The organism is Actinoallomurus sp. NPDC052274 (genome assembly GCF_040679475.1).
GTDB classification, from domain to species: domain Bacteria; phylum Actinomycetota; class Actinomycetes; order Streptosporangiales; family Streptosporangiaceae; genus Actinoallomurus; species Actinoallomurus liliacearum.
Window position 1 is genome coordinate 106,866 of sequence record NZ_JBFAUT010000004.1, and the last position, 21,489, is coordinate 128,354.

Below are 21,489 nucleotides of genomic sequence, written 5' to 3' on the forward strand. Positions count from 1 at the left end.
GTGACGGTGGTCACATGCCGTGGGCGGCGGCGTACGCGAGCTTGTCCGGGTTGAGCACGGAGTGCAGGGCGGCCACCCGGTCGTCGGCGAACTCGAATGCCAGGACCATGTACAGCGCGCCCGCCTCGCTCAGGACGACCGCCGGGCGGCCGTTGACCGTGCGGAGCTCGATGTCCATGCCGGCCGCGCGCGGGTGAGCGGCCAGGCCGCAGATCATCCGCGCCACGTTGGACGGTCCCATGACCGGGCGCCGGGCGGCCGTGACCTTGCCGCCGCCGTCGGACCAGGAGACGACGTCCTCGGCGAGCAGCTTCTCCAGGCCGGCGACGTCGCCCTCCGTCGCGGCGGCGATGAAGCGCAGCACGATCTCCTCGCGGTGGGCTGGGCTCGCGGTGAACCGCCGGCGGGGTTCGCCGACGTGTTCGCGGGCGCGGCGGTAGAGCTGCCGGGCGTGGGCCTCGTCGATGTCCAGGACGTCGGCGATCTCCGCGTGCCGGTACCCGAACGCCTCGCGCAGCACGAACGCCGCGCGCTCGGGCGGGGTCAGGCGTTCGAGCAGCATGAGGACGCCGAACGACAGGGACTCGCGCTGTTCGACCGTCTCCAGCGGGCCGAGCCGGCCGTCGTCGGTGGGGATCGGTTCGGGCAGCCAGGGGCCGACGTACTTCTCCCGGCGGGCGCGGGCGGAGCTGAGGCGGCTGAGGCAGAGGTTCGTCACGACCTTGGTCAGCCAGGCCACCGGGACCTCGACCGGCCCGCTCGCCGCCCAGCGCAGATAGGCGTCCTGGAGCACGTCCTCGGCCTCGGCGGCCTCGCCGAGCATCCGGTACGCCAGACCGAACAGCCGCGGCCGATGCTCCGCGAACTCCGCGACCTCGTCCATGCCCCCTCCTCGTACGGCGCCCGTGGACCGCATTCTCCATCGCGCGCCGAACGAGGCGTGAGGGGGGTGTATTCGACTTGCCTGGAATGGCTTTTTCGGTTTTCCGTTTTTGGGCGCTCTGTTCCCGTCGGGCGATCGACGATCTTAATCGGGAAATGAACCGCTGGGCGCTCGATGTCGTCATATTGCTGCCGTGGAAAGGCGGCAGTTACGCTGGTCGATCTCGCGTGCGGGTAAAGACAGGGGGCGGGAATGGCGATGCCGCCGGGTGGGCGTGCCCGGATCTTCGGCCGGGACCGCGCCGTCCTGGTCGTACAGGAGTTCATGGAACGCCCTGAGCAGGGGCGGAAGCGCACCACGCGGGAGACTCCCATCCTGCTCTTCGAGGGGCCGCGCGGCAGCGGGAAGACCGCGCTGCTCGATTGTCTCGGTGATTTTCTCGAGGCGAACGTCCCGTACGCCCGCGTCGATTTCGAGGCGATCGGCAGCGTCGCGGGGTACGAGGTGCTGGCGGCGCTCGCCTTCGAGCTCAATCGCAAATGCGGGGACTACGGGCGGCTCGGATTCCCCCGCTTCATCATCGGGCGCGCCGTCCTGGAGGAGAAGCTCGACGTCAAGGACCACGCGCGGGCGTACGCCCAGGTCAAGGCCCGCCTGGAGCAGTACCGCAACGTCGCGGCTCTGCGCGGACTCGTCCAGCGGGTCGCGCCTCCACTGCAGGCCATCCTCGGGATACCGCAGCAGATCCCGGTGCCGGACTTCGCCGGGCTGCTCGTCGACGGCCTGCTGGCGAGCGGGCGGCGCGGCCGCCGGCTCCTGCTGGGCGCGGGCCAGGACTGGTACGGCGACCAGGACCTCGGCCTGGGCCGGGACCCCATCGACGAGCTGATCCGGCTGAACGTCCGCTTCCAGACCGACAGCCGGGAGATGGTCGACGGCCTGCTCATGGCGGCGTTCCTGGCGGATCTGCGGGACAACTTCGAAAACCGGAAGGCGGCCAGGCAGCCGTTCACCGCCGCCGTGCTGCTGGACAACGCCGACACGCGGGACGGCCAGCAGTTCCTCCTCGACCTCGCGCGCAGCCGCCAGGACCGGGTGGCGGACGGCCGCGCCGCCGACCCGCTGATGTTCGTGGCCACCAGCCGGGGGCTGCTGACCACCCGCGTCGCCCGGAACATCCGGCCGTACGCCCGTCCCGACAACGCCGGGCGCACCGACCGGCGACGGCGCGGCCCGGCCGCGCGCTGGTGGTACCCGGTCGTGCTGCCCAACCTCGACCAGAGCCAGGTCACGACGATGGTGACCGGGCTGGGCCTGCAGGCGGCCAACGACCGCCGCATCGCCGCGATGGTCTACCAGTTCACCGGCGGCCACCCGGGCGGCACCCGCCGCCTGCTCTGGGCGATCGCCGACGAGCCGGACGGGCCGTACGACGTGCGGGACCTGCTCGACCGGCCGGACCCGTCGGGCACCGGCACGGTCGGCGAGCGGCTGTCGGCCGACCTGCTCGGCCACCGTACGCAGCGGGAGCTCGACAAGCTCCTCATCGCGGCGGCCGCCCGGCACCAGGACGACGCGGACCGCCTGACCGTGCCGCGCGGGCTGCTCGACTCCGACGCCGAGACCGTCCACACGCCGGACCTGTGGGGAGGTGGCGACCCACCGGAGCCCGCGGTGCTCGAGCCGATCCTGCGGCGGGTGCTCCTCCGCCGCCTGGCCACGGCCGACGGCGCCGCCGACTGGTCGACCGTGCACCAGCGGCTCCGCGTCGCGGCGCAGGCCGAGAAGGACGAGGCCGGCGAGCTGTACCACGCCCTCGCGTTGGGCGACGTCCCGCTGGTGACCCGGCGGCTCGCGCACCGGCTGGCCGGGCTCGACGGCGAGTCGTGGCTCGAACTGCTCGACGCCGTCGTGGCCGCGCCGCGCCGTACGAGCGGTGGGACCGAGCCCGCCGAGGAGGCGCAGGCGCTGGCCGCCTGGGCGGACACCGAGAAGGAGCCCCCGGCCGTGCAGGCGCTGGCCCCGCTGGTGACGGCGCTGTGGCTGGTCACCGATCCGCTCACCGGCGTACGGCGCCGGGACCTGCACTACGACGTCGCCGCCGGATACGACGCGATCACGCGGTTCTGCCCGCGCCGGCGGCAGGCGCTGCGGCTGCGGGCACAGGACCACCGCAACGAGGCGCCGCTATGGGACTGAGGCCGGCCGACTCCGGGAGGGCGACAGCGTGACCATCGGCGACAACCCGTTCGAACGGCCCCGGCACCGGCGCCGCCTGCTGCTCGCCGGCGCGGCCGTGGTCGTGCTCCTCCTCGTCGCCGCGACGGTCGTCGTGATCGTCGGCCGGCTGGGGCGGTGCGCCGCCGGCGTGCCGCGGATCCACGGCGAGTGCATCGGGGTGACGGACGGGCGCGACCACGACCACCCGTGGTTCGCCGCCAAAGGCCAGGAGAATAACTGGAAGCCGCTCCTCAAGGCCATCTGGGACGAGAACCAGCGGGTGCGTCACAGCGGCAAGTCGTACGTGACCGTGGCCTACCTCGGACCGTTCTCCTCCGCCCCGGAGCGGGACCTGGCGACCGGCCGCATCATCCCCGAGCTCGAAGGCGCGTACGTCGGGCAGCTCCGTGCGAACCGCGGCGAGGGCGGCGGCGACCGCCCGCAGATCCGGCTCGTCCTGGCCAACCAGGGCGGCGACCAGGGCGAGTGGCGGCGCGTGGTCCGCCGGCTCGAGCACATGACCGGCGCGCCGGACCACCTCGTCGCCGTGGCCGGGCTGACGCTCAGCACCGCGGCGACCGTCCAGGCGGCCCTCGAACTGTCCAGGGCCAAGATCCCGATGGTTGGGGACGTCATCTCCGGCGACGGCTTCGACACCGAGGGCGCGGCGCGGACCGCCGTCGGCCTGGGCAGCGGCCCGATCCCCGGCCTCACCCGCGTCAACCCGCAGGTCGGTGACGAACTCGACGCGATCGGCACGGTGCTGGCCAAGCGGCACGACCTGCGCACCGCGACCCTGGTGACCGACCAGAAGGCCACCGACCTGTACGCCAGGTCGCTGCGGACCGACTTCACCAGGAATCCCGCGCTCGACTCGTACCTGAAACGGCACCACGCGCTGGAGGAGGTCTTCACCGCGGACCGGCCGGACGAGCCGGGGCTGCCGAACCAGTTCTCCGTCATCGCCAGCAACATCTGCGGCTCGGACCAGCCGGACATGGTCTTCTACGCGGGGCGGCAGAAGTTCATCAAGACGCTGTTCGGCTATCTCGCGGAGCGCTGCCGTCGCCCGATCACGCTGGTCACCGGCTCCGACGCCTCGGCGATGGCGGACTACCCGGGACCCGGTTCGATCATCTACGCGCCGCTGGCCGACCCCGAGGTGCTGGCCGGGGACCGGAACCCGTCCCGCAACGCGTACCTGGGCTTCCTCGCGGAGTTCCGGCGGCACTTCGACGTCGCGGACCTGCGAACCGGCTGGGCGATCATGGCGCACGACGCGATGCTCACGGCGGCGCAGGCGATCCGCCGTACGACCGGTCCGGCGGGGAAGGACGACCCCATTCCGGAGAACGTCCGGAACATGCTCTACGCCCAGCACGCCACGAACCGCGTACTCGGCGCGTCCGGCGACATCGACCTCGGCCCGACCGGCGACCCCGCGCACCGCCTCATCCCGGTCATCCAGGTAACGCCCGACGGCAAGCGGACGGTCCTCGATGTCTTCTCCTCCTGACCTCCGAGTACGACAGATGTGGCCGCAAGCGGCTGTCCCAACTGCTCCTCACCCAGCACCGCAATCACAACGACGCCGAGGAAGCGTCGTCCAAGGCGTCACGGCGGCTGGACGACGGCGAGGCTCCGCCTTTGCCACCGACCATCCCGACCCAGCGGACCGCGCCGTCCGTGGACTGATTCGGGGGACACGAATGAGCGGCTCCAAGACGTATCGGATCAAGACGGGCGCGCGGCCGTCGGGACATCCCGCCAACTACAACTACACCGAGATACAGACCCTTCTCGAGGCCACGGACCATGAGAAGGTGTCGACCGCCGGTGCGGCGTACAACGACGCGGCCAGGATCGTGGGGATGGTCGCGCACGAGCTGTACGTGGTGGGCACCAAGCTGTCGGAGAAGTGGGAGGGCGCCGACGCCGACGCGGCGCAGAAGGCGCTCGGGCAGCTGTATGCGACCGCGAACGAGTTGTTCGGGCGGAGCCAGCAGGCTGGTGCGGCGCTGCAGACCTACGGTGCGGCACTGAAGCAGTTCAAAGGTCTCCAATGGCCGAACTGGCCGACCGGCGGCGCCAGCCCAGCCGAGGACGAGGGGCGTCAGACGGCCGCCAACAGGGTGATGCAGGCCGTCAACCATCAGATCGCCGCGGCCTGGGACGCCATGCCGGACAAGGTGCAGCAGAACCTGCCGACTCTGGGCGGTCATCGAAGGGAGACGCCTTACAGTCCCGGCGTCGGCTCTCCTCGAGTCGGTGGTGGCGTAGGTGGCGGTGGCGGTGGCGGTGGTGCACCGACCGGTGGCCGGCTGCCGCATTCGCCGCGCTTGCCACATGTTCCGCGGGGGAGTGAAAACGGGCTTCCCACGATCCCGGACGGCGGGCATGGTGCGGACCTCGCGGGCGGCGGTCCTTCGACGGGTGGTGGGTTGGGCACCACACCTCCGCACACCGGGAACCCCTTGCCCTCGGGACTGTCCGGCGGAGCCCCTTCGAGCCCCGTCGGCGGCCTCACGTCGGGCGGTATCGGCGGACCGTCGCTGCTTCCAGGGTCTGGCGCGTTTCCCCGCGGCGGTCCGGGGTCCGGCAGAGTGCCGTCGGAGTCCGGGATGAGCAGTGCGGAGGAGGTGGCGGCCTCCCGCGCCGCCGCGGTAGAAGAGGCCGAGGCGTCGCAAGCGGCGCGCGGAGTGGTGGGGGCACCGGGCGCACCGGGCGCAACCGGTGGTGCGGCCGGGACAACGGAGACCGAACGTGAGCGCACGACGTGGCTCGCCGAAGAAGAGGCGACGTGGGGTGCTGAGGAGGACGTCATCGGCCAGGCGCTCGGAACGCCGACGGCCGCCGGGTCCGACGGCAAGTCGGAGACCGAGCTGCGACGTAAGAGCTGGCTGGGCGAAGACGAGGACGTCTGGACCGGGGGAGAGACGGCGGGGTCGGGCACGATCGGGGAGGCACCGCCGCGGCACGACGAGGCAGTTGCCGGTGAGGTGCTCGAGGTGGTCAAGGAGTCGGACATCTTGGATCCCGAACGCCTCCAGGAACTGCTCGACGTCATCATCGCCCCCGAAGAGGAGACGGCGGGTACCTCGAAGAGTGCGGCCAGTGCGTCCCCCGGGTTGCTGGACGACCTGGGCGTCGAAGAGGTCAATGACATCGACCGGCTGCTGAATGGCTAGGCGGACGGCGCTCTGGGCGCGCCGCGTCCTCGCGGCCGTCGGCGCGGTGGCGGTCACCTTCACCGGGACGCCCGTGGCCGGGGCCACTCCTCAGCCTCGTGCTGAGGAGTGGTGGTTCTCGACCTGGGACATCCAAAAGAAGGTCTGGCCGCTCTCCACCGGCAGAGGGGTCACCGTCGCGGTACTCGACACAGGAGTGAACGCGAGGCTCGCCGACCTCGCGGACGTCGTCTTGCCTGGAACCGATCTGACCGGGCGGAAGGACGACGGCCGCACGGATTTCGACGCGGAAGGCGGCGGCCATGGCACCGGTATGACCGCTCTCATCGCCGGCCAGGGGCCGACGATGATGGGAATCGCACCGGGAGTCAGAATCCTGCCGGTCACCGTATACCGGGACAACGCGAATTACGCCCTCGAGGACACGCAAGCGAAGGGAATTCGCTACGCAGTCGACCACGGGGCCAAGGTGATCAGCATGTCGACCGGGGACGTGAGCCCGCGCGGGCCTCTGCACTGTGATTACTACACCCAGGACGCGGTGGACTATGCGATCAAGCACGACGTGGTCCTGGTCTCCGCCGCTGGTAACGACGGAGACACGACCAACGCGACCGCCTCCCCGACATCATGCCCCGGCGTCGTCGGCGTCGGGGCCGTCGACTACCAGGCGAGACCCTGGGTGAAGACTGCCCGGCAGCCCTACGTCGTTGTCGCCGCACCTGGAGTGGACACCGGATCGATCGGCCGGGCCGGAGTGTTCAGCAACGCCTCCGGGACCAGCGGATCGACCGCGCTGACGGCCGGAGCGGTGGCGCTGGTGCGGGCCAAGTTCCCGAAGATGTCGGGGCGGGAGGTCGTGCAGCGGATCATCGCATCGGCGCTCGACACCGGCCCCCCCGGTGTCGACCTCCAGACGGGCTACGGGCTGCTCCGCCCGTACCACGCGCTGACCGACAGGGTGCCCGCGAACGCGCCGAACCCGGTCTACGAGCGCTGGGACAAGGAGCAACAGAGCAGCGCGACCGCCACACCCTCCCCGACCTCCTCGGCCCCCCACTCGGTCGTGGCGAAGCCACACCGCGGATCCGGCGGCTCATCGTCGATCCTGTACGCGGTCGGAGGGATCGCGGTTCTCTCGCTGGTGGCCGGTATCGGGGTTTTCGTATTCCGCCGCAGGCGGCAATTTCTCTCATGATGGTGGAGGATGGTGAATGGGACGGCAGAAGAAGCCATTGCCGCCGAACTATGGGGTGAAGTTGAGACAACTTCAGAAGAGGAGCAAGGAGGATCTGCGAAAGCAGGTCGCCTTCGCGGTGCTCTTCTTCACCGCGCTTTTTCTGGTGCCCGGCGTGGCGACTTTCGCGAGTGGTGCGTCGCCGAAAATCTCGGTCCACTTGCTGCCCGTTTGGGGGATGCTTTTCGTCATCATCGGCCTCATGATCACTGCTGACGTCCTCGCCGTCATGTCCATGAACGGATCAGGGGACGAGCGTCGCAAGAACCGTTTGTCCCTGATTGCATTCTGTCTTCTGGTGGCGTCGTATGTGTTGATCGGCATTGTCGGATCTGTTTATGCCTGACGCGTCTTATTCAGATTAGGGGTCTTAGTATGGTCACTCTCGCCGTACACCCGGCCGACCTCGAGCACTACGGTGCCTTGGTCTCGCGCGTCGGGACGGCCGCGAAGAAAGCGCAGTCGTACGTCGACGAGCACGGCGCGGACTTCGGCGGCATCTCCGGGCGGATCTGGACCCTGATCACCGGCTCTCATGATCGTGCCATCGGTGCGGTGGACAAGATGCTCAGGCATCTCGAGGACATCTCCAGCACCTCCAACAGAGGTCTGAGGAATGCGGCGAAGTATTACCGGGCGACGGAACACTCCACCGCTGCCAGGGTCGATGCGACCTATCCGGAGAGGCGCTCCACGCCGTCGGATAGAGACCTCACCATGTCCCACTATCAAGATCTGACCGGCATGTCGCTCGCGACCCACAACTTCGCCGATGCGAGCGATGCCCTGGCCACCCTGACGGAGCCCGAGACCGCGGAGCTCGGGCCGTTCCAGAAGTTCGTCAACAACCCCGGCGGTGTCTTCGACTACCTCAGCCCGTCGAATGCGGCATGCAAGGTGATCGAGCTCCTCATCGGACACGATCCGATCGAGTGGTTCCTGGAGTGGTTCGACGGCGACTGGAAGAAGTGCTACGAGTGCGGCGGCGCCCTGGAGAACGTCGGCAAGATGATGGGGGCGATCTCCATCAACACGGTGAAAGGCGCGAACGAGCTCCACGGCACATGGTCGGGCAACGCCGCCGACGCCGCATGGGAATACTTCGACGGTTTCAGTGAGGCGGCCGGGGAACAGCAGGAGGTGCTGTCTCAGCTCGGCGAAAGATACAAAATTACGGCTATGGGAATCTGCCGCCTCCAGGAGACGGCCGCCGGGATAATCAAAGGAATGATCGACGCCGCCTTGATCGCGTCGGCCGCGGCGGCAGGCGGCGCCGCTACGGCCGAGACCGGAGCCGGGGCCGCGGTTGGCGGCATCATCTCGGGAGTGGAGGCGGCGCGCATCTGGGAGATGTGGGAACGCCTGAAGATGATCCCGGAGAAAGCGACCCAGGTGGGCAACGGCTTCGTGGGTTTCGTGCAGACGTCGGCCTCGAAGACCGCCGACTTCGCCAAGCACCCGCTGCCCAAATCCGGATACAAGCCTCCCATGAAGGCTGCCTAGAAGGGAGCGATGTGTCTGCTGCGAAGGATGACGCACTGTGGGCAGAGCTCATGGACGTGGCGGGCGGTGACCCGGCGCGCGCCGCGCTTGTGAGGTCGAGCCTCCGCAGCCTTGCCGCCGGCCCCACGCACAGTCCGCTGCGGGAGATGGCGCGAGACGTGTTGGCTGGACGTTCCGAGTTTCGCGCGGCCGCGCTGTCGGACGCGTACGGCCCGACATTCACCACGGCGTTCCAGACCTTCTGCAAGCACTATGAGCGAGCCCCGGAGAGCAAGCGCCGAGAAGTCGTCGCCAAGGGGAACGTGATTCTGGCGAAACTCAGAGAGCGGCTTTCGCAGGAGGAGAGTCAGTGATGATGACTGAGAAGAAGGAATCACGGATGGGGTTGTCGCGTCGCGAGAAGGTGGGCTTAATAGCCCAAGCTGCCGTCGTGGGAGCGGTGCAGTCCGAGTTCCTCTATCTGCGAAGGCTCTTGGTCTTCTTCGCGACCTGGCCGATGGGCCTCTTCATCTTCTTGCCGCCCGATGTCATCGACTACCGGCCGGACGTCGGGGACTGGATCTGCCGGATAATCTTCGGCGCACTCGTGATAGCCGTTAATCTCGGCGTCCTGTTGCCGGAGCTGTCCAGGCGATTCGTTCCCATGACGCGGAAACTCTACGGCTGGGCGATCGGCGCAATCATTGTGGGCACTCCAGTGGCCTATGTCATGCGTCTGCTCGTCATCGATCGACGTTGAAGTCGAGGCCTTGTGTACGCCTGGCGCCTCGGATGGTCTGTGGCTGTCCGAGGATGTACGACCTGGGGTGGACGGGTGGGCGGGGTCATCCGTTGGGGGAAGGCGGAACCCGTCGCAGGGGCGATGTAAAAGGAGCAACCGGGCCGGATCATGAGGCCGAGGTGATCTCCATGAGATGGAAGCTCGTCACATGCGCGGTGGCATCGCTCACCGCACTCCCCCTGGCCGTCGCCGTACCGGCGGGGGCCGCGCCAACCGGGCCCTATCGGGCCGAGATCCGGCGGACGGCGTACGGGATCCCGCACGTCAAGGCGGCCGACTACGCCGGTCTCGGGTTCGGGGAAGGGTACGCGTTCGCCCAGGACAACCTGTGCGTCATGGCGTCGCACCTGGTCACGCTGGCCGGGGAGCGGTCGCGGTACTTCGGGCCGGACGCCGCGACCGACGATCCGCTGGTGAGCACGTCGAACCTCGCCAGTGACGTGTACCAGCGGGCCGAGCTGCGGTCCGGCACCGTACGGCGGCTCATCGCGCAGCCCGCGCCGCTCGGGCCGACGCGGGAGGTGCGGGACATCGTCCGCGGCTATGTCGCGGGCTACAACCGCTACCTCCGCGACACCGGCGTCTCCCGGCTCCCCGACTCCACGTGCCGGGGTGCCGCGTGGGTACGGCCGATGACGGAGCTGGACGTCTACCGGGACATGTACCAGGTCACGCAGCTCGAGGGCGCCGAGCAGGCCATCGGCCCGATCGTCGACGCCGCGCCGCCCACGGCGGGCAAGGCGGTGCGGACGAAGCCGCCCGTCCTGCCGAAGGCGGACGCGGGCAGCAACGCGTACGGGCTGGGTCGGGAGGCGACGCGCGGCGGCACGGGCGGCATGGTGCTGGCCAACCCGCACTTCCCGTGGGCGGGCGTCGGCCGGTTCTACCAGGTGCAGCTCACGATCCCCGGCCGGCTGAACGTCAGCGGCGTCGCCCTGTACGGGACGCCGCTCGTCGAGATCGGGCACACCGAGCATCTCGCCTGGAGCCACACCGTCTCGACGGCCGCGCGGGCCACGTTCTACCGGCTGACGCTCGTGCCCGGGGACCCCACGTCGTACGTCGTGGACGGGCATCGCGAGGCGATGACCAAGCGGACCGTGACGGTCCAGGTGCGCGGTAAGGACGGACGGCTGAGCAGCGTCAGCCGGACGCTGTACGACTCGCGGTACGGGCCCGTGGTCGCGGACGGCTGGACGACCACGAACGCGTACGCGATCCGGGACGTCAACGCGCGCAACGTACGGGCGATGAACACCTGGCTCGCGATGGACCAGGCCGACAGCGTCGCGCGGCTGCGGAAGGCGCAGGACACCTACCAGGGCATCCCGTTCACCAACACGATCGCGGCGGACTCGACCGGGCACGCGTACTACGCCGACGCGTCGGTCGCCCCGCACGTCACCGACGACCAGTTGAAGACCTGTGCGGTCGACGGCCCGGAGCTGGCGCTGGACGGGTCGACGTCCCGCTGCGCGTGGGGCAGCGACCCGGACGCGATCGAGCCGGGTATCTTCGGGCCCTCCCGTACGCCGCGCCTGTCCCGTACGGACTATGTGACCAACTCGAACAACAGCCCCTGGTTGACCAACCCGGACGCGCCGCTGACCGGGTTCCCGCAGGTCTTCGGGGACACGGGCACCGAGCGGTCGCTGCGGACCCGGCTCGGCCTGGACATGGTGAAGCAGCGGCTGGCCGGAACGGACGGGCTCGGACCGCGCGGCTTCGACCTGGCGAGCCTGCGGCGAACCATGCTCGGTGATCGTGACCTGAGCGCCGAGCTGCTGCGCGACCAACTCGTGGCCTACTGCCGCGCCCATCCGACGCTGACCGCGACCGACGGAACGTCGGTGGACGTACGCGCCGCGTGCCGGGTCCTGGCGGACTGGGACCTGCGCACCGACACCGGCAGCAAGGGCGCCGTCCTGTGGCGGGCGTTCTTCTTCGCCGCGGCGGCGTCACGGCTGTTCCGCACGCCGTTCGATCCCGCGCATCCGGTGACCACGCCGCGCGACCTGAACACCGCCGATCCGGGGGTCGGCCGTGCCCTCGCGGACACCGTCCAGCGGATGACGGCGCTGAAGGTGCCGCTGGACGAGCCGCTGGGCGCCGCGCAGCGGTACGCCGGGATCGCGATCCCCGGCTGCCCGGGCGGCGAGGGCTGCTTCAACGCCATTTACCCCGCGAGCCTGCCGCTCCAGGCCGACGGCACCTACTCCGACGTGACCTCCGGCTCGAGCTTCATCATAGCGGTGTCCCTCACGTCGGCCGGGCCACGGGCGTCGACGATCCTCACCTACTCCGAGTCGGCGAACCCGAGCTCGCCGCACCACACCGACCAGACCCGCCTGTTCTCGGCCAAGCGGTGGGTCCAGGATCGGTTCACCGACGCCGAGATCGCTTCCGATCCGGCATACCGCACGACCCGCGTCACCGGCTGACGCGCACGGCGGCGCCCGCCGAGAACCCTCTCGGCGGGCGCGGCCGTGCGCTCGGTCGACCCTGATCCCGCGCGAGGCGTCGGGAGGTCCCGGTCAGCCCTTACGGAAGTAGTAGGTGACCTTGCCGGTCTTACCATTCACGACGAACTTGCTGTACGGGTAGTTGATCCTCGTGCACAGCTGCGCACCGCCCTTGGGATTGACGATGCAGTTCTTGACCGCCTCCTCGTAGGCGGAGCTGTAATGCGCGGTCTTGTTTCCGACCTCACTGTTGATCTTGTACCCGGACCGGTAATTCGTCCCGTCGGACTTCTTGAGGTAGGTCTTGCGCTCGACGCGCTTTATCTTTCCGCCCTTCTGAATGCAGTAGTACAGGTAGTTGTGCCATTCGAACGCCTTGAACCCCAGCAGGGTCTTGTAGACGATGTACCGGTCCTGGACCGGCCTGCACCCCGTCTTGACCTTCGCCGTGGAGATGGGTGAGGCGACCGTCTTGTGGAGGGAGGTGTCCGCCTGCGGTTCGATCACCTGGGCGGCCACCTCGGGGTGCCGCAGGAGGGCGGCGCGGTCGGTGGGGCTGAGGGATCCGGTGGCCTTCAGATGTGCGAGAGCCGTGACGACCTCGCGCGGGAACGCGCTGGACGCGGAGGAAGACGCGGCGGCCGTGCCGGCCGCCATCGGCAGGATCGCGGCCGCAGCGATCGAACCGGCGACCACACGCCGGCATGCGCGTGATCGGAGAATACCGATGTTCATTCGGTTCGCCCTTCTGAGAATCGAGTCAAGGGGTCGTAAGTGGCTGGCGAGCCGTTCTCGACCGGGACTGGTTCATGCGTGGTTGTGCAGCATGTGTCTGCAGCGCGCCGCGCGTCGATCACTTTTCTCGATACGTCAGTGGGTCGCAACGTTTTCGATACAGCTCTAATGCGTGAACGAGGCCTTATGCTCGGTGAAGGCGGAGAAGAAGCGCGGCGCGACCGGCGCACCGGCCGCGCCGCCACGGGGTCAGTTGCGGCCGAGGGCGCGGTACTCCCAGCCGGCGGCGCGCCAGGCGTCGGCGTCCAGGGCGTGCCGGCCGTCGACGATCCGCTTGTGCCGGACGACCTCGCCGAGCGCTGCGGGGTCGACCTCGCGGAACTCGGCCCACTCGGTCAGCAGCACCACGATGTCGGCGTCGCGCGCGACGTCCAGGGCGCTGTCGCCGTAGCGGAGCTCCGGGTAGGCGCGGCGGGCGTTGTCCAGCGCGGCCGGGTCGAACACCCGGACGTAGCCGCCCAGGCCGTGCATGGTGCGGGCCACGTCGAGGGCGGGCGCGTCGCGGATGTCGTCGGAGTTGGGCTTGAACGCCGCCCCCCACGCCGCGATGTTCGCTCCGGCGAGCCGGCCGCCGAGCAGCTCGCGCACCAGGTCGACCGTACGGGCGCGGCGGCGGCGGTTGATGGCGTCGACCTCCCGCAGGAACGACACGGCCTGGCCCACGCCGATCTCCTCGGCCCGGTGCGCGAAGGCGCGGATGTCCTTGGGCAGGCAGCCGCCGCCGAAGCCGAGGCCCGGGCGCAGGAACTTCCCGCCGATGCGGTCGTCGAGGGCGAGCGAGTCGGCCAGGTCCTTGATGTCGGCGCCGACCGCCTCGCAGACCTCGGCCATCGCGTTGATGTAGGAGATCTTGGTGGCGAGGAAGGAGTTCGCCGCGACCTTGACCAGTTCGGCGGTGGCCAGGTCGGTGCGGACGACGGGCGTGCCCAGGTCCAGAATCGGGGCGAACGCCGCGCGCAGCCGCTCGTTCGCCCAGTCGGTGGCGACGCCGAAGACGAGCCGGTCGGGGCGCATCGTGTCCTCGACGGCGAAGCCCTCACGCAGGAACTCCGGGTTCCACGCCAGCTCGACCTCCGTGCCGGCGGGCGCGAGCTCCTGCACCAGGTGGGTGAGGCGGTACGCGGTGCCGACCGGCACCGTCGACTTGCCGACGACGAGGGCGCGGCGCTCCAGGTGCGGGGCGAGCTCGCGGACGGCCGACTCGACGTACGTCAGGTCGGCGGCGTCTGAGCCCGGCTGCTGCGGGGTGCCGACGCAGATGAAGTGGACATCGCCGAACGCCGCCGCCTCCTCGAACGACGTGCCGAACCGGAGGCGTCCGGAGTCGAGGGCCTTTTTGAGGAGCTCGGGCAGGCCGGGTTCGAAGAAGGGCACCTCGCCGGAGGCCAGCTTGGCGATCTTCTTCTCGTCGACGTCCACGCCGAGGACCTCGTACCCCAGGGCGGCCATGCAGACCGCGTGGGTGGCCCCCAGGTAACCGGTGCCGATCACGGTGAGCCGGGGCAGCTCGGTCGGCTTCGGGTTCATGCAGTTGTCTCCTTGGTTCACTTGTTGACGCACGTGCCGTCCTCGGTGAGCCGACCGTCGCTCACCTCGTTGTCGCAGAGGATCGTGTTGCCGCCGGCCGTGTCGTTGGTGCCACCGTCGCCGCCCGCCAAGTCGATCTTGTTGCCACGGAATATGGTGCCGGTACCCCACCCCTCGACGATCCGGTGGGTCTGGAAACCGTCCGCGGGGTCCTCGTCCCGGTGTCGCCTCGGATCGCGTAGCCGTTGCCCTTCACGTCGACCCAGAGTCGTCGCGCCGGTCGCCACCGGTTCCGGCGGCCGCCTCCGGCCACCTGTGGCCGCGCCGTGCCGATGGAGGAGTGAACCCCGGTGCGTGGGTTACGTTCGCAGCGTTGGGGTTAACCGTTTTGGCAGGAGTTGAGTCGATGTCTGATGAACTGTCCCCGCCGGCCGAGCGCCCCAAGATCGACACCTCGGTGCCGCACTCGGCGAGGATCTTCGGCTACTGGCTGGGCGGCAAGGACAACTATCCGGTGGACCGGGAGGCCGGGGACCGCGTCCGTGAGCTGTTCCCGCAGATCGTCGACCTGGCGCGGATCGGCCGTTACTTCCTCGGCCGCGTGGTCCGGTACCTCGCCGAAGAGGCCGGCGTCCGACAGTTCCTGGACATCGGGACCGGCCTGCCGACCGTGGACAACACCCACGAGGTCGCGCAGCGGGTGGCTCCCGCTTCGCGGGTCGTCTACGTGGACAACGACCCGCTCGTCCTCGCGCACGCCGAGGCGCTGTTGACCGGACTTCCCGAGGGGGCGACGGAGTACATCCACGCCGACGTGCGCGAGCCTGAGAAGATCCTGGCGGAGGCGGCCCGGACCCTCGACTTCGACCGGCCCGTCGCGGTGATCCTCATGGGGATCCTCGCCCACGTGGAGGACTACGACGAGGCGCGGTCGATCGTACGCCGCCTGCTCGACCCGCTGCCGCCCGGCAGCTTCCTCGCGGTCCGCGACGGGGTCGACACGGACCCGGCCTACTGCGAGGCGCTCCGCCAGTACAACACCACCGGCGCGGTCCCGTACCACCTGCGCAGCCCGCGGCAGCTCGCCGGTTTCCTCGACGGCCTCGACCCCATCGAGCCCGGGATGGTGTCGTGCCCGCTGTGGCGGCCCGAGGTGTCACCGCTGACGCCCGATGAGGACGTCGCCCTGTACGGCGGCGTCGGCCGCAAACCCTGATCCGTCGGCCGACGCATCATTGGCGTTCGCTGCGCTCTCACCGCAGTGGACGCCAGTGACAGCGCTCAAGGCCGGCAGCGCCGCACTTGCCGCCATACCTCGAGGCGCTTGCGCAGATCGTCCACGGGCTGCGCGGGGCGGCGGGTGACCAGGCGTCGTACGGCGAGGTGAGCGCAGCCGCGCCGTACGGGCGGTGCCACGGCCAGGCGCGCCGCCCGCTGCGCCGTTACCGCGCACCTGGCCACGGCGTACGGAATGCTCGGAAACCGCTATTCGGGCAGAGGGCAAAATGCCCATATCTCCACCGCGGGCGGGCCTTTCCCGAGCCTTCGGTACGGCCCGGCACCGCCACACCACGGACGTGACGGACAACCCCCGCAGAGCGCAACGCTTTGGTGGCCCATCTCTCCTACAGGCGTCTGACACGGCAAGGAATCGACGCTTGTGGACGCTGCACCGGTAGGCGAGGCGACACGGATCAACTCCTGTTCGTCGACGCCGCGCTCGCCCGATTCGACCGGATGAGCGGGGAGGGATTCCAGGCGTTCGTCTCTTTGGAGATAGGCATCCTCGCGCTCTTGCCGTGGCCATCGATTCTCCACCGGGCACGGTCCCGGACGCCACCGACCAGATGGTTCCGCCCGGGCACAGGTTGCTCGGCAGCGCGTCACCGGTCAGCGCATCCCGCCGACAGATCCCGTCCTCACCGCCCGAGGCCAGCAGCATCCGGCCCTGAGGAAGGCGTACCGCCGTGAGGCTGAAGCTGAACGAATCATCGGTGACACGCCACCGCTCTTCTCCGGAGGCGACGTCCCAGCAGCCGATCGTGCCGTCACGCGGACTCGCCATCAGCAGCATCTGGCCGCGAGTCGACCGCGTGAGCAGCAGCGGGCATGGAGACCCAGCCCCGGCTTCATGGATGACGCATCGCACGTTCGACCTCTTGCCTGGTCACCTTCTTGCCGATGCGCTCGCCGTTGGCGTCGGGTATGTCGATGGTGATGCTGGTCCACTCCGGGACGGGCATCGTGACGATGCCGGCGGTGTAGGTGGCGTCGTCCAGCAGATCGGCGGTGATCCGGACACCGGTGAGTTCCTCGGCGAGGGCGAACTTTCCTGGGACGCCCGGGTCGGATCCGTCGGCACCGAGGCCGTATCCGACGCGGCTCATGGCGGACAGGAGGGCGTCGGGAGTGCTGCCGGACCGACTGCGCGGCCGTTCGAAGGAGGTGCGCAGATCACCGTCTTCCCACCAGTGGAAAAGGGTGAGGGCGTTGACGTTGCGGTAGTGGGAGACGATCCGGGTTCCGGCCGAGGCCGTGGCCATGAGCCGATCGTCGGTCCCTACAGTGCCGTTGATCTCCACGGCCAGTGTCCAAGGGCCGTCGGGGCCGAGGAGCGGTGCCGCACCGACGAGCATGTAGTCGCCGTACAGGTCCTGGCTGTCCTGAAACTCCATGTCCCGGGCGGCGAAGGCGTCCATGCCCGTGAAATCACCTTGAAATTCGGCGTCGAGCCGCGACAGGAACTCGACGGGCGTCAGGTCCTTGATCAAGGTGAGGCAGTACATCTCAGATAGCCAACCGCGCCGATAGTCATCGAACCAGGCATAGTCGTCAGCACAAGCAGTCATGGCGGCTGATACTTCAGTACGGCACCGACATTCCTGAGGATCGCCGCTTTCTTGGGAACGCCGGTTGCCGGATGAGGGCCACCGGTCGGCATCGCGACCCGACTCGCCGTCCGCCGCACCGTCACTGCGGACCGGCCACGGCGTACCGAATGCTCGGGAACCACGATTCGAGAAGGGGGCAAAGCGCCCAGATTTCCGCTGGGGGGGCGGACCTGTCCCGAGCCTTCGGTACGACCCGGCACCGCCACACCAGGAACGAGGAAGCCGATCGCCATGGTGGTCGTCACCGCCCGGCGGTGCCGGCGCGTGCGGCACCCGGCCGGATGACCGTAAGCCGGGGAGGCGGTCGTGGTGCGAGAAGCGGACGGCCCCCGCCGTCGGCGGGGGCCGTCGCTCAGGGAGGGGCAGGCTCGCCACGCCTCCGGCAGGAGAGTGGCGTCAGCCGATGTAGCGGACGGCGTGGTCGGTCACCACGTCGCCGCCTCCGCTGGAGTACAGGTCGGTGACGTGGACGCTGTTCGTGCCACGCGGCGGCGCCGCTTCGATGATCTTGTTGTTTCCGAGGTACAGGGCGACGTGGACGATGTGCTCGGCGTGGGTCTTCCAGAAGATCAGGTCGCCTCGCCGCATCTGGTCTCGCGGGATCTTGGTGCCGTTGCGGTACTGCGCTGAAGAGCTGCTGCCGATGTCGAGGCCGGTGCCTTTCCAGAAGGCGTAGAGGGTCAGACCGGAGCAGTCGAAGCCGAGGACGTTGTAGTCGTGGTGGCCGCCTGGGCTCGCGTCGGCGATTCCGCAGGACGGTCCGCCTTTTCCGCCGGCGCCCCAGGAGTAGGACAGGCCCCTGCCGGTCATCGATGTCGCGGCGGCGACCACCCGTTCGATCCTTTCCTGGGCGTTGCCACCGGTCGGGCCGGCCGGCCCGTCGTTGCGGCCGTGGTCGGCGCACGCCTGAGTCTGTGCCGCCCGGGCGCTGAGGCCGGCCGCTCCGGCGTAGGCCGGCGTCATGGCCGAGGCGGCACTCGGGGTCGTGAGGAGCAGTGTCACCGCGGCGGCGGCTGCCGCGCCACTGATCGTGATGCGCATCGTGCGTCCCTTCGGTTCGAGGTCGGACGGCTCCGATTCAGCCCGCGCCGGTAGGAGTCCGGCCACCGTCGCCTGTTCGGGCGAACAGTGTCCGGCCTGCTCAGCGGCGCTTTACCATGGCGTTCGGGAACTGTCCGCATCCGAATGGTCACACAGGGGAGGCGTGGAATGGGTGAGGCGCCGGCCCGACTCTCCGGCGAACTGCGGCGGTTGCACGAGGCGGCCGGACGGCCGTCCTACCGTCGGCTGGTGGACCTGGCCCGGCAACAGCGGCCCCCGGTCAAGCTGGCCGTCGCGACACTCTCGGAGTGGATGTCCGGCAAAGCCGTGCCGAGCGATCCCACCGCCTTCAGATTCCTGGTGGAGACGCTGCAGGATCGGGCCAGGCGACACGGACCGGTTCCGCCCTCCCGGCCTCGGGACTGGCGGATGTGGGAGCGGTGGCGGCAGGAGGCGGCCGCCGAGCGTACCGCCACCACGGCCGGAGTCATCGCCCCGACCGCCGTCACCGTTCCGACCGCCGTCACCGTTCCGGCCGCCGTTACCGCTCCGGCCGCGGTAACCGCCGCCCCCATCCCCGCACGGTCAGCGGCCGAGGCGGCCCCGCGACGGTGTCGGCCGTACTGGGCCGCGCCGGTGCCGCGGTCGCCGCAGCGGCGATCGCCAGCACGACCACGGTCCTGCTCATAGGGCACCGGCCGACCGGCGCCCACGACGCGGCCGTGCCCGATCCCGGCCCCACCGTCGCCGTCGCCGACGGCACGGCCAGAGCCGCCGAACGCCTTGCCGGCCCGGCCACCTGGTACGTCGCCCACGACGTGTCCGGAGCCGACGCCTACCCCGCAGGATGGGCCTGCCTTCTACCAGAACGAGGACTTCAACCGGCGATTACCGGGTTGGACGATCCTCGCCCAAGACCCCAACGGCAAGGAGAACGAGTCCTACGACTTCACGCCGCCCTATGACAAGGCGAACCAAGCTCTGACCCTCGAGGTCGGTCGGGACCGGGCGGTTTCGGCCGGGCGTCCGCGCCGGGTGTTGGGCGGTCAGGGTTTGCGGGCCATGCCGCCCAACGTCTCCACTCGGGGTGGGAGGCCGAAGGGGCTGTGTTCGGGGCGCCACTGGGAGACCGGGACCACGCCGGGTTCCAGGAGCTCCAGGCCCTCGAAGAAGCGGGCGATGTCCTCGGGGGAGCGCAGGTGGTACGGCACCGCGCCGCTGCGGTTGTACCGCTGGTGCGCCGCCCGGCGCTCGGGATCGGTGTCGGTGCCGTCGCTCAGCACCAGGTGGCTGCCGGACGGCAGGGCGGCCAGCAGCCGACGCACGATCGCGTACGGGTCCTCCCGATCGTCGATGTGACCCATGATCCCCATCAGCATCAGTCCGACGGGGCGGCCCAGGTCGAGGGTGCGGGCGGCGGCCTCGAGGATGCGGTCGGGGTCGCGCACGTCCGCGTCGATGTAGTCGGTGGCGCCCTCGGCGGTGCTGGTCAGGAGGGCGCGGGCGTGCGCAAGGACGAGCGGGTCGCTGTCGACGTAGACGATCCGCGACTCCGGGGCGACCCGCTGGGCGATCTCATGGGTGTTGTCGACGGTCGGCAGGCCCGTGCCGATGTCGAGGAACTGCCGGATCCCGGCCTCTTCCGTCAGATGGCGCACGGCGCGGGCCAGGAAGTGCCGGACGGCACGGGCGGCGTCGACGATGCCCGGGAAGATCTCGGTGAACTCGTCACCGGCCTGCCGGTCGACGGGGTAGTTGTCCTTCCCGCCGAGCCAGTAGTTCCAGATCCGCGCCGAGTGGGGCACGGTCGTGTCGATGTCCGGTGGGGCCGGCCGGTCGGGTTCGGGGAGTCCGCGGTCGGTTCCGGAGGGCTGCCGATCGATTGCGTGCACGTCGTCGGTCACGGGGAAGACCTTTCCTCGATGCCGCTGGAGGGATGCCATAGGGCAAACCGTCCAATCCGGTTCGCACCGCCGAGGCTATCGTGAGAGGCTTCGAAGGCGATCAGTGTCGGCGACGACTGTGGAGCGGAGAGTAAACGGCATGGTCACTGGCCCCCTCGCTGGTGGCGTGGCCGACAGCGCTCTGCTGGCCTACCGCCAGGCCGGTCCGACGGTGCTGCGGATGCTCGTCGGCGCCCAGCTCCGCAGGCTGCGCGAGGCGCGCGGCCTCACCTGTCAGAGCGCCGGCGCGGCCATCCAGGCGTCCCACTCCAAGATCAGCCGCCTGGAGCTCGGGCGGCGGGGTTTCAAGCAGCGCGACGTCTCCGAACTGCTGACGCTGTACGGCGTGGACGGCGGCGCCGAGCGCGCGACCCTGCTCGAACTCGCCGAGCTGGCCACCGAACCGCCGTGGTGGCGGGAGTACGCCGACGTGGTCCCGCGCTGGTTCGAGGACTACCTCGGGCTGGAGCAGGCCGCCAGCGTCATCCGCACGTACGAGGTGCAGTTCATCCCGGGTCTGCTGCAGACGCCGGAGTACGCCCGCGCGGTCATCCGTCTCGCGCACCGCGAGCAGTCCGAGGCCGTCATCGACCGGCGCGTCGCGCTGCGGATGAAGCGGCAGCGGCTCCTGCTGCACCGGCCGAACCCGCCGAAGCTCTGGGCGGTGATCGATGAGGCGGCGCTGCGCCGTCCGATCGGCGGCGCGGACGTCATGCGCGCCCAGCTCCGCCACCTCCTCGAGGTCGCCGAGCTGCCGAACGTCACCGTCGAGGTCATGCCGTTCAGCGCCGGCGGCCACGCCGCGGCGGGCGGCCCGATCACACTGCTGCGCTTCCCCGAGGACGACATCCCCGACGTCGTCTACCTCGAGCAGCTCACGAACGCCGTCTACGCCACGAAGACGAGCGACGTCGACTACTACTGGCACGTGCTGAACCGCGTCGTCATCGAGGCGGAGCCGCCCAACGCGTCCGTCAAGATCCTCCAGCGGATCCTTCGCGACACCTGAGTTCCGGGG

General features: G+C 69.6%; 18 protein-coding genes. 11 read left to right on the forward strand and 7 right to left on the reverse strand.

All coding sequences use genetic code 11. The annotated features are described in order from the left end of the window. Positions 1 to 10 precede the first annotated feature (10 nt). Positions 11 to 883: an RNA polymerase sigma-70 factor gene (locus tag AB0K82_RS05190; RefSeq protein ID WP_364392925.1), complete on the reverse strand. Its 873-nt coding sequence runs from the start codon at positions 881 to 883 to the stop codon at positions 11 to 13. Between the two features lie 252 nt (positions 884 to 1,135). Here AB0K82_RS05190 and AB0K82_RS05195 point away from each other — a divergent pair, with 252 nt between their 5' ends. From AB0K82_RS05195 to AB0K82_RS05235, 9 genes are all read left to right on the forward strand, one after another. Then, positions 1,136 to 3,082: a hypothetical protein gene (locus tag AB0K82_RS05195; protein ID WP_364392927.1), complete on the forward strand. Its 1,947-nt coding sequence runs from the start codon at positions 1,136 to 1,138 to the stop codon at positions 3,080 to 3,082. A 28-nt stretch (positions 3,083 to 3,110) separates the two neighbouring features. Beyond that, positions 3,111 to 4,619 carry a hypothetical protein gene (locus tag AB0K82_RS05200; protein ID WP_364392929.1) on the forward strand — a complete coding sequence of 503 codons (1,509 nt, stop codon included), beginning with the start codon at positions 3,111 to 3,113 and terminating at the stop codon, positions 4,617 to 4,619. Between the two features lie 193 nt (positions 4,620 to 4,812). Next, positions 4,813 to 6,291, forward strand: a complete 1,479-nt coding sequence (locus AB0K82_RS05205) for a hypothetical protein (RefSeq protein ID WP_364392932.1) — start codon at positions 4,813 to 4,815, stop codon at positions 6,289 to 6,291. Positions 6,292 to 6,337: 46 nt separating this feature from the next. Beyond that, positions 6,338 to 7,489 (forward strand): S8 family serine peptidase, encoded by a 1,152-nt coding sequence (locus tag AB0K82_RS05210; protein ID WP_364392935.1) that lies wholly within the window; start codon positions 6,338 to 6,340, stop codon positions 7,487 to 7,489. Between the two features lie 16 nt (positions 7,490 to 7,505). Then, positions 7,506 to 7,874: a hypothetical protein gene (locus AB0K82_RS05215; RefSeq protein WP_364392937.1), complete on the forward strand. Its 369-nt coding sequence runs from the start codon at positions 7,506 to 7,508 to the stop codon at positions 7,872 to 7,874. 29 nt (positions 7,875 to 7,903) lie between these two features. After that, positions 7,904 to 9,031 (forward strand): hypothetical protein, encoded by a 1,128-nt coding sequence (locus AB0K82_RS05220; RefSeq protein WP_364392939.1) that lies wholly within the window; start codon positions 7,904 to 7,906, stop codon positions 9,029 to 9,031. A gap of 11 nt (positions 9,032 to 9,042) precedes the next feature. Further along, the gene (locus tag AB0K82_RS05225; protein ID WP_364392942.1) at positions 9,043 to 9,384 is read left to right on the forward strand and encodes a hypothetical protein; all 342 of its coding nucleotides are present in this window, start codon (positions 9,043 to 9,045) and stop codon (positions 9,382 to 9,384) included. Between the two features lie 2 nt (positions 9,385 to 9,386). Further along, a complete protein-coding gene (locus AB0K82_RS05230) occupies positions 9,387 to 9,770 on the forward strand; it encodes a hypothetical protein (protein WP_364392944.1) in 384 nt (127 codons plus the stop codon). Between the two features lie 170 nt (positions 9,771 to 9,940). Then, complete coding sequence (locus tag AB0K82_RS05235; protein ID WP_364392947.1) at positions 9,941 to 12,253, forward strand: acylase; 2,313 nt, start codon at positions 9,941 to 9,943, stop codon at positions 12,251 to 12,253. Positions 12,254 to 12,346: 93 nt separating this feature from the next. Here AB0K82_RS05235 and AB0K82_RS05240 read toward each other — a convergent pair whose 3' ends face one another. From AB0K82_RS05240 to AB0K82_RS05250, 3 genes are all read right to left on the reverse strand, one after another. Then, positions 12,347 to 12,970, reverse strand: coding sequence for a hypothetical protein (locus AB0K82_RS05240; protein WP_364392950.1), 624 nt, complete (start codon positions 12,968 to 12,970; stop codon positions 12,347 to 12,349). Positions 12,971 to 13,258: 288 nt separating this feature from the next. Further along, positions 13,259 to 14,596 (reverse strand): UDP-glucose/GDP-mannose dehydrogenase family protein, encoded by a 1,338-nt coding sequence (locus tag AB0K82_RS05245; RefSeq protein WP_364392953.1) that lies wholly within the window; start codon positions 14,594 to 14,596, stop codon positions 13,259 to 13,261. 17 nt (positions 14,597 to 14,613) lie between these two features. Further along, positions 14,614 to 14,883, reverse strand: coding sequence for a hypothetical protein (locus tag AB0K82_RS05250; protein WP_364392956.1), 270 nt, complete (start codon positions 14,881 to 14,883; stop codon positions 14,614 to 14,616). A 119-nt stretch (positions 14,884 to 15,002) separates the two neighbouring features. Between AB0K82_RS05250 and AB0K82_RS05255 the strand changes: the two genes are divergently transcribed. Further along, positions 15,003 to 15,812, forward strand: a complete 810-nt coding sequence (locus AB0K82_RS05255) for an SAM-dependent methyltransferase (protein WP_364392958.1) — start codon at positions 15,003 to 15,005, stop codon at positions 15,810 to 15,812. 913 nt (positions 15,813 to 16,725) lie between these two features. Here AB0K82_RS05255 and AB0K82_RS05260 read toward each other — a convergent pair. From AB0K82_RS05260 to AB0K82_RS05270, 3 genes are all read right to left on the reverse strand, one after another. After that, positions 16,726 to 17,445 carry a DUF6461 domain-containing protein gene (locus AB0K82_RS05260; protein WP_364392959.1) on the reverse strand — a complete coding sequence of 240 codons (720 nt, stop codon included), beginning with the start codon at positions 17,443 to 17,445 and terminating at the stop codon, positions 16,726 to 16,728. 438 nt (positions 17,446 to 17,883) lie between these two features. After that, the gene (locus AB0K82_RS05265; RefSeq protein WP_364392962.1) at positions 17,884 to 18,528 is read right to left on the reverse strand and encodes an NlpC/P60 family protein; all 645 of its coding nucleotides are present in this window, start codon (positions 18,526 to 18,528) and stop codon (positions 17,884 to 17,886) included. 1,046 nt (positions 18,529 to 19,574) lie between these two features. Then, complete coding sequence (locus tag AB0K82_RS05270) at positions 19,575 to 20,345, reverse strand: SAM-dependent methyltransferase (RefSeq protein WP_364393231.1); 771 nt, start codon at positions 20,343 to 20,345, stop codon at positions 19,575 to 19,577. Positions 20,346 to 20,571: 226 nt separating this feature from the next. Between AB0K82_RS05270 and AB0K82_RS05275 the strand changes: the two genes are divergently transcribed. Beyond that, complete coding sequence (locus AB0K82_RS05275; protein ID WP_364392965.1) at positions 20,572 to 21,480, forward strand: helix-turn-helix transcriptional regulator; 909 nt, start codon at positions 20,572 to 20,574, stop codon at positions 21,478 to 21,480. The last annotated feature ends 9 nt before the right edge of the window (positions 21,481 to 21,489 follow it).

Excerpts from the sequence above, each read along its gene's own strand:
- AB0K82_RS05190 (WP_364392925.1), bottom strand. The coding sequence starts at position 883 with ATGGACGAGGTCGCGGAGTTCGCGGAGCATCGGCCGCGGCTGTTCGGT.
- AB0K82_RS05195 (WP_364392927.1), top strand. The coding sequence starts at position 1,136 with ATGGCGATGCCGCCGGGTGGGCGTGCCCGGATCTTCGGCCGGGACCGC.
- AB0K82_RS05205 (WP_364392932.1), top strand. The coding sequence starts at position 4,813 with ATGAGCGGCTCCAAGACGTATCGGATCAAGACGGGCGCGCGGCCGTCG.
- AB0K82_RS05215 (WP_364392937.1), top strand. The coding sequence starts at position 7,506 with ATGGGACGGCAGAAGAAGCCATTGCCGCCGAACTATGGGGTGAAGTTG.
- AB0K82_RS05220 (WP_364392939.1), top strand. The coding sequence starts at position 7,904 with ATGGTCACTCTCGCCGTACACCCGGCCGACCTCGAGCACTACGGTGCC.
- AB0K82_RS05230 (WP_364392944.1), top strand. The coding sequence starts at position 9,387 with ATGACTGAGAAGAAGGAATCACGGATGGGGTTGTCGCGTCGCGAGAAG.
- AB0K82_RS05235 (WP_364392947.1), top strand. The coding sequence starts at position 9,941 with ATGAGATGGAAGCTCGTCACATGCGCGGTGGCATCGCTCACCGCACTC.
- AB0K82_RS05245 (WP_364392953.1), bottom strand. The coding sequence starts at position 14,596 with ATGAACCCGAAGCCGACCGAGCTGCCCCGGCTCACCGTGATCGGCACC.
- AB0K82_RS05255 (WP_364392958.1), top strand. The coding sequence starts at position 15,003 with ATGTCTGATGAACTGTCCCCGCCGGCCGAGCGCCCCAAGATCGACACC.
- AB0K82_RS05260 (WP_364392959.1), bottom strand. The coding sequence starts at position 17,445 with ATGACTGCTTGTGCTGACGACTATGCCTGGTTCGATGACTATCGGCGC.
- AB0K82_RS05265 (WP_364392962.1), bottom strand. The coding sequence starts at position 18,528 with ATGCGCATCACGATCAGTGGCGCGGCAGCCGCCGCCGCGGTGACACTG.
- AB0K82_RS05275 (WP_364392965.1), top strand. The coding sequence starts at position 20,572 with ATGGTCACTGGCCCCCTCGCTGGTGGCGTGGCCGACAGCGCTCTGCTG.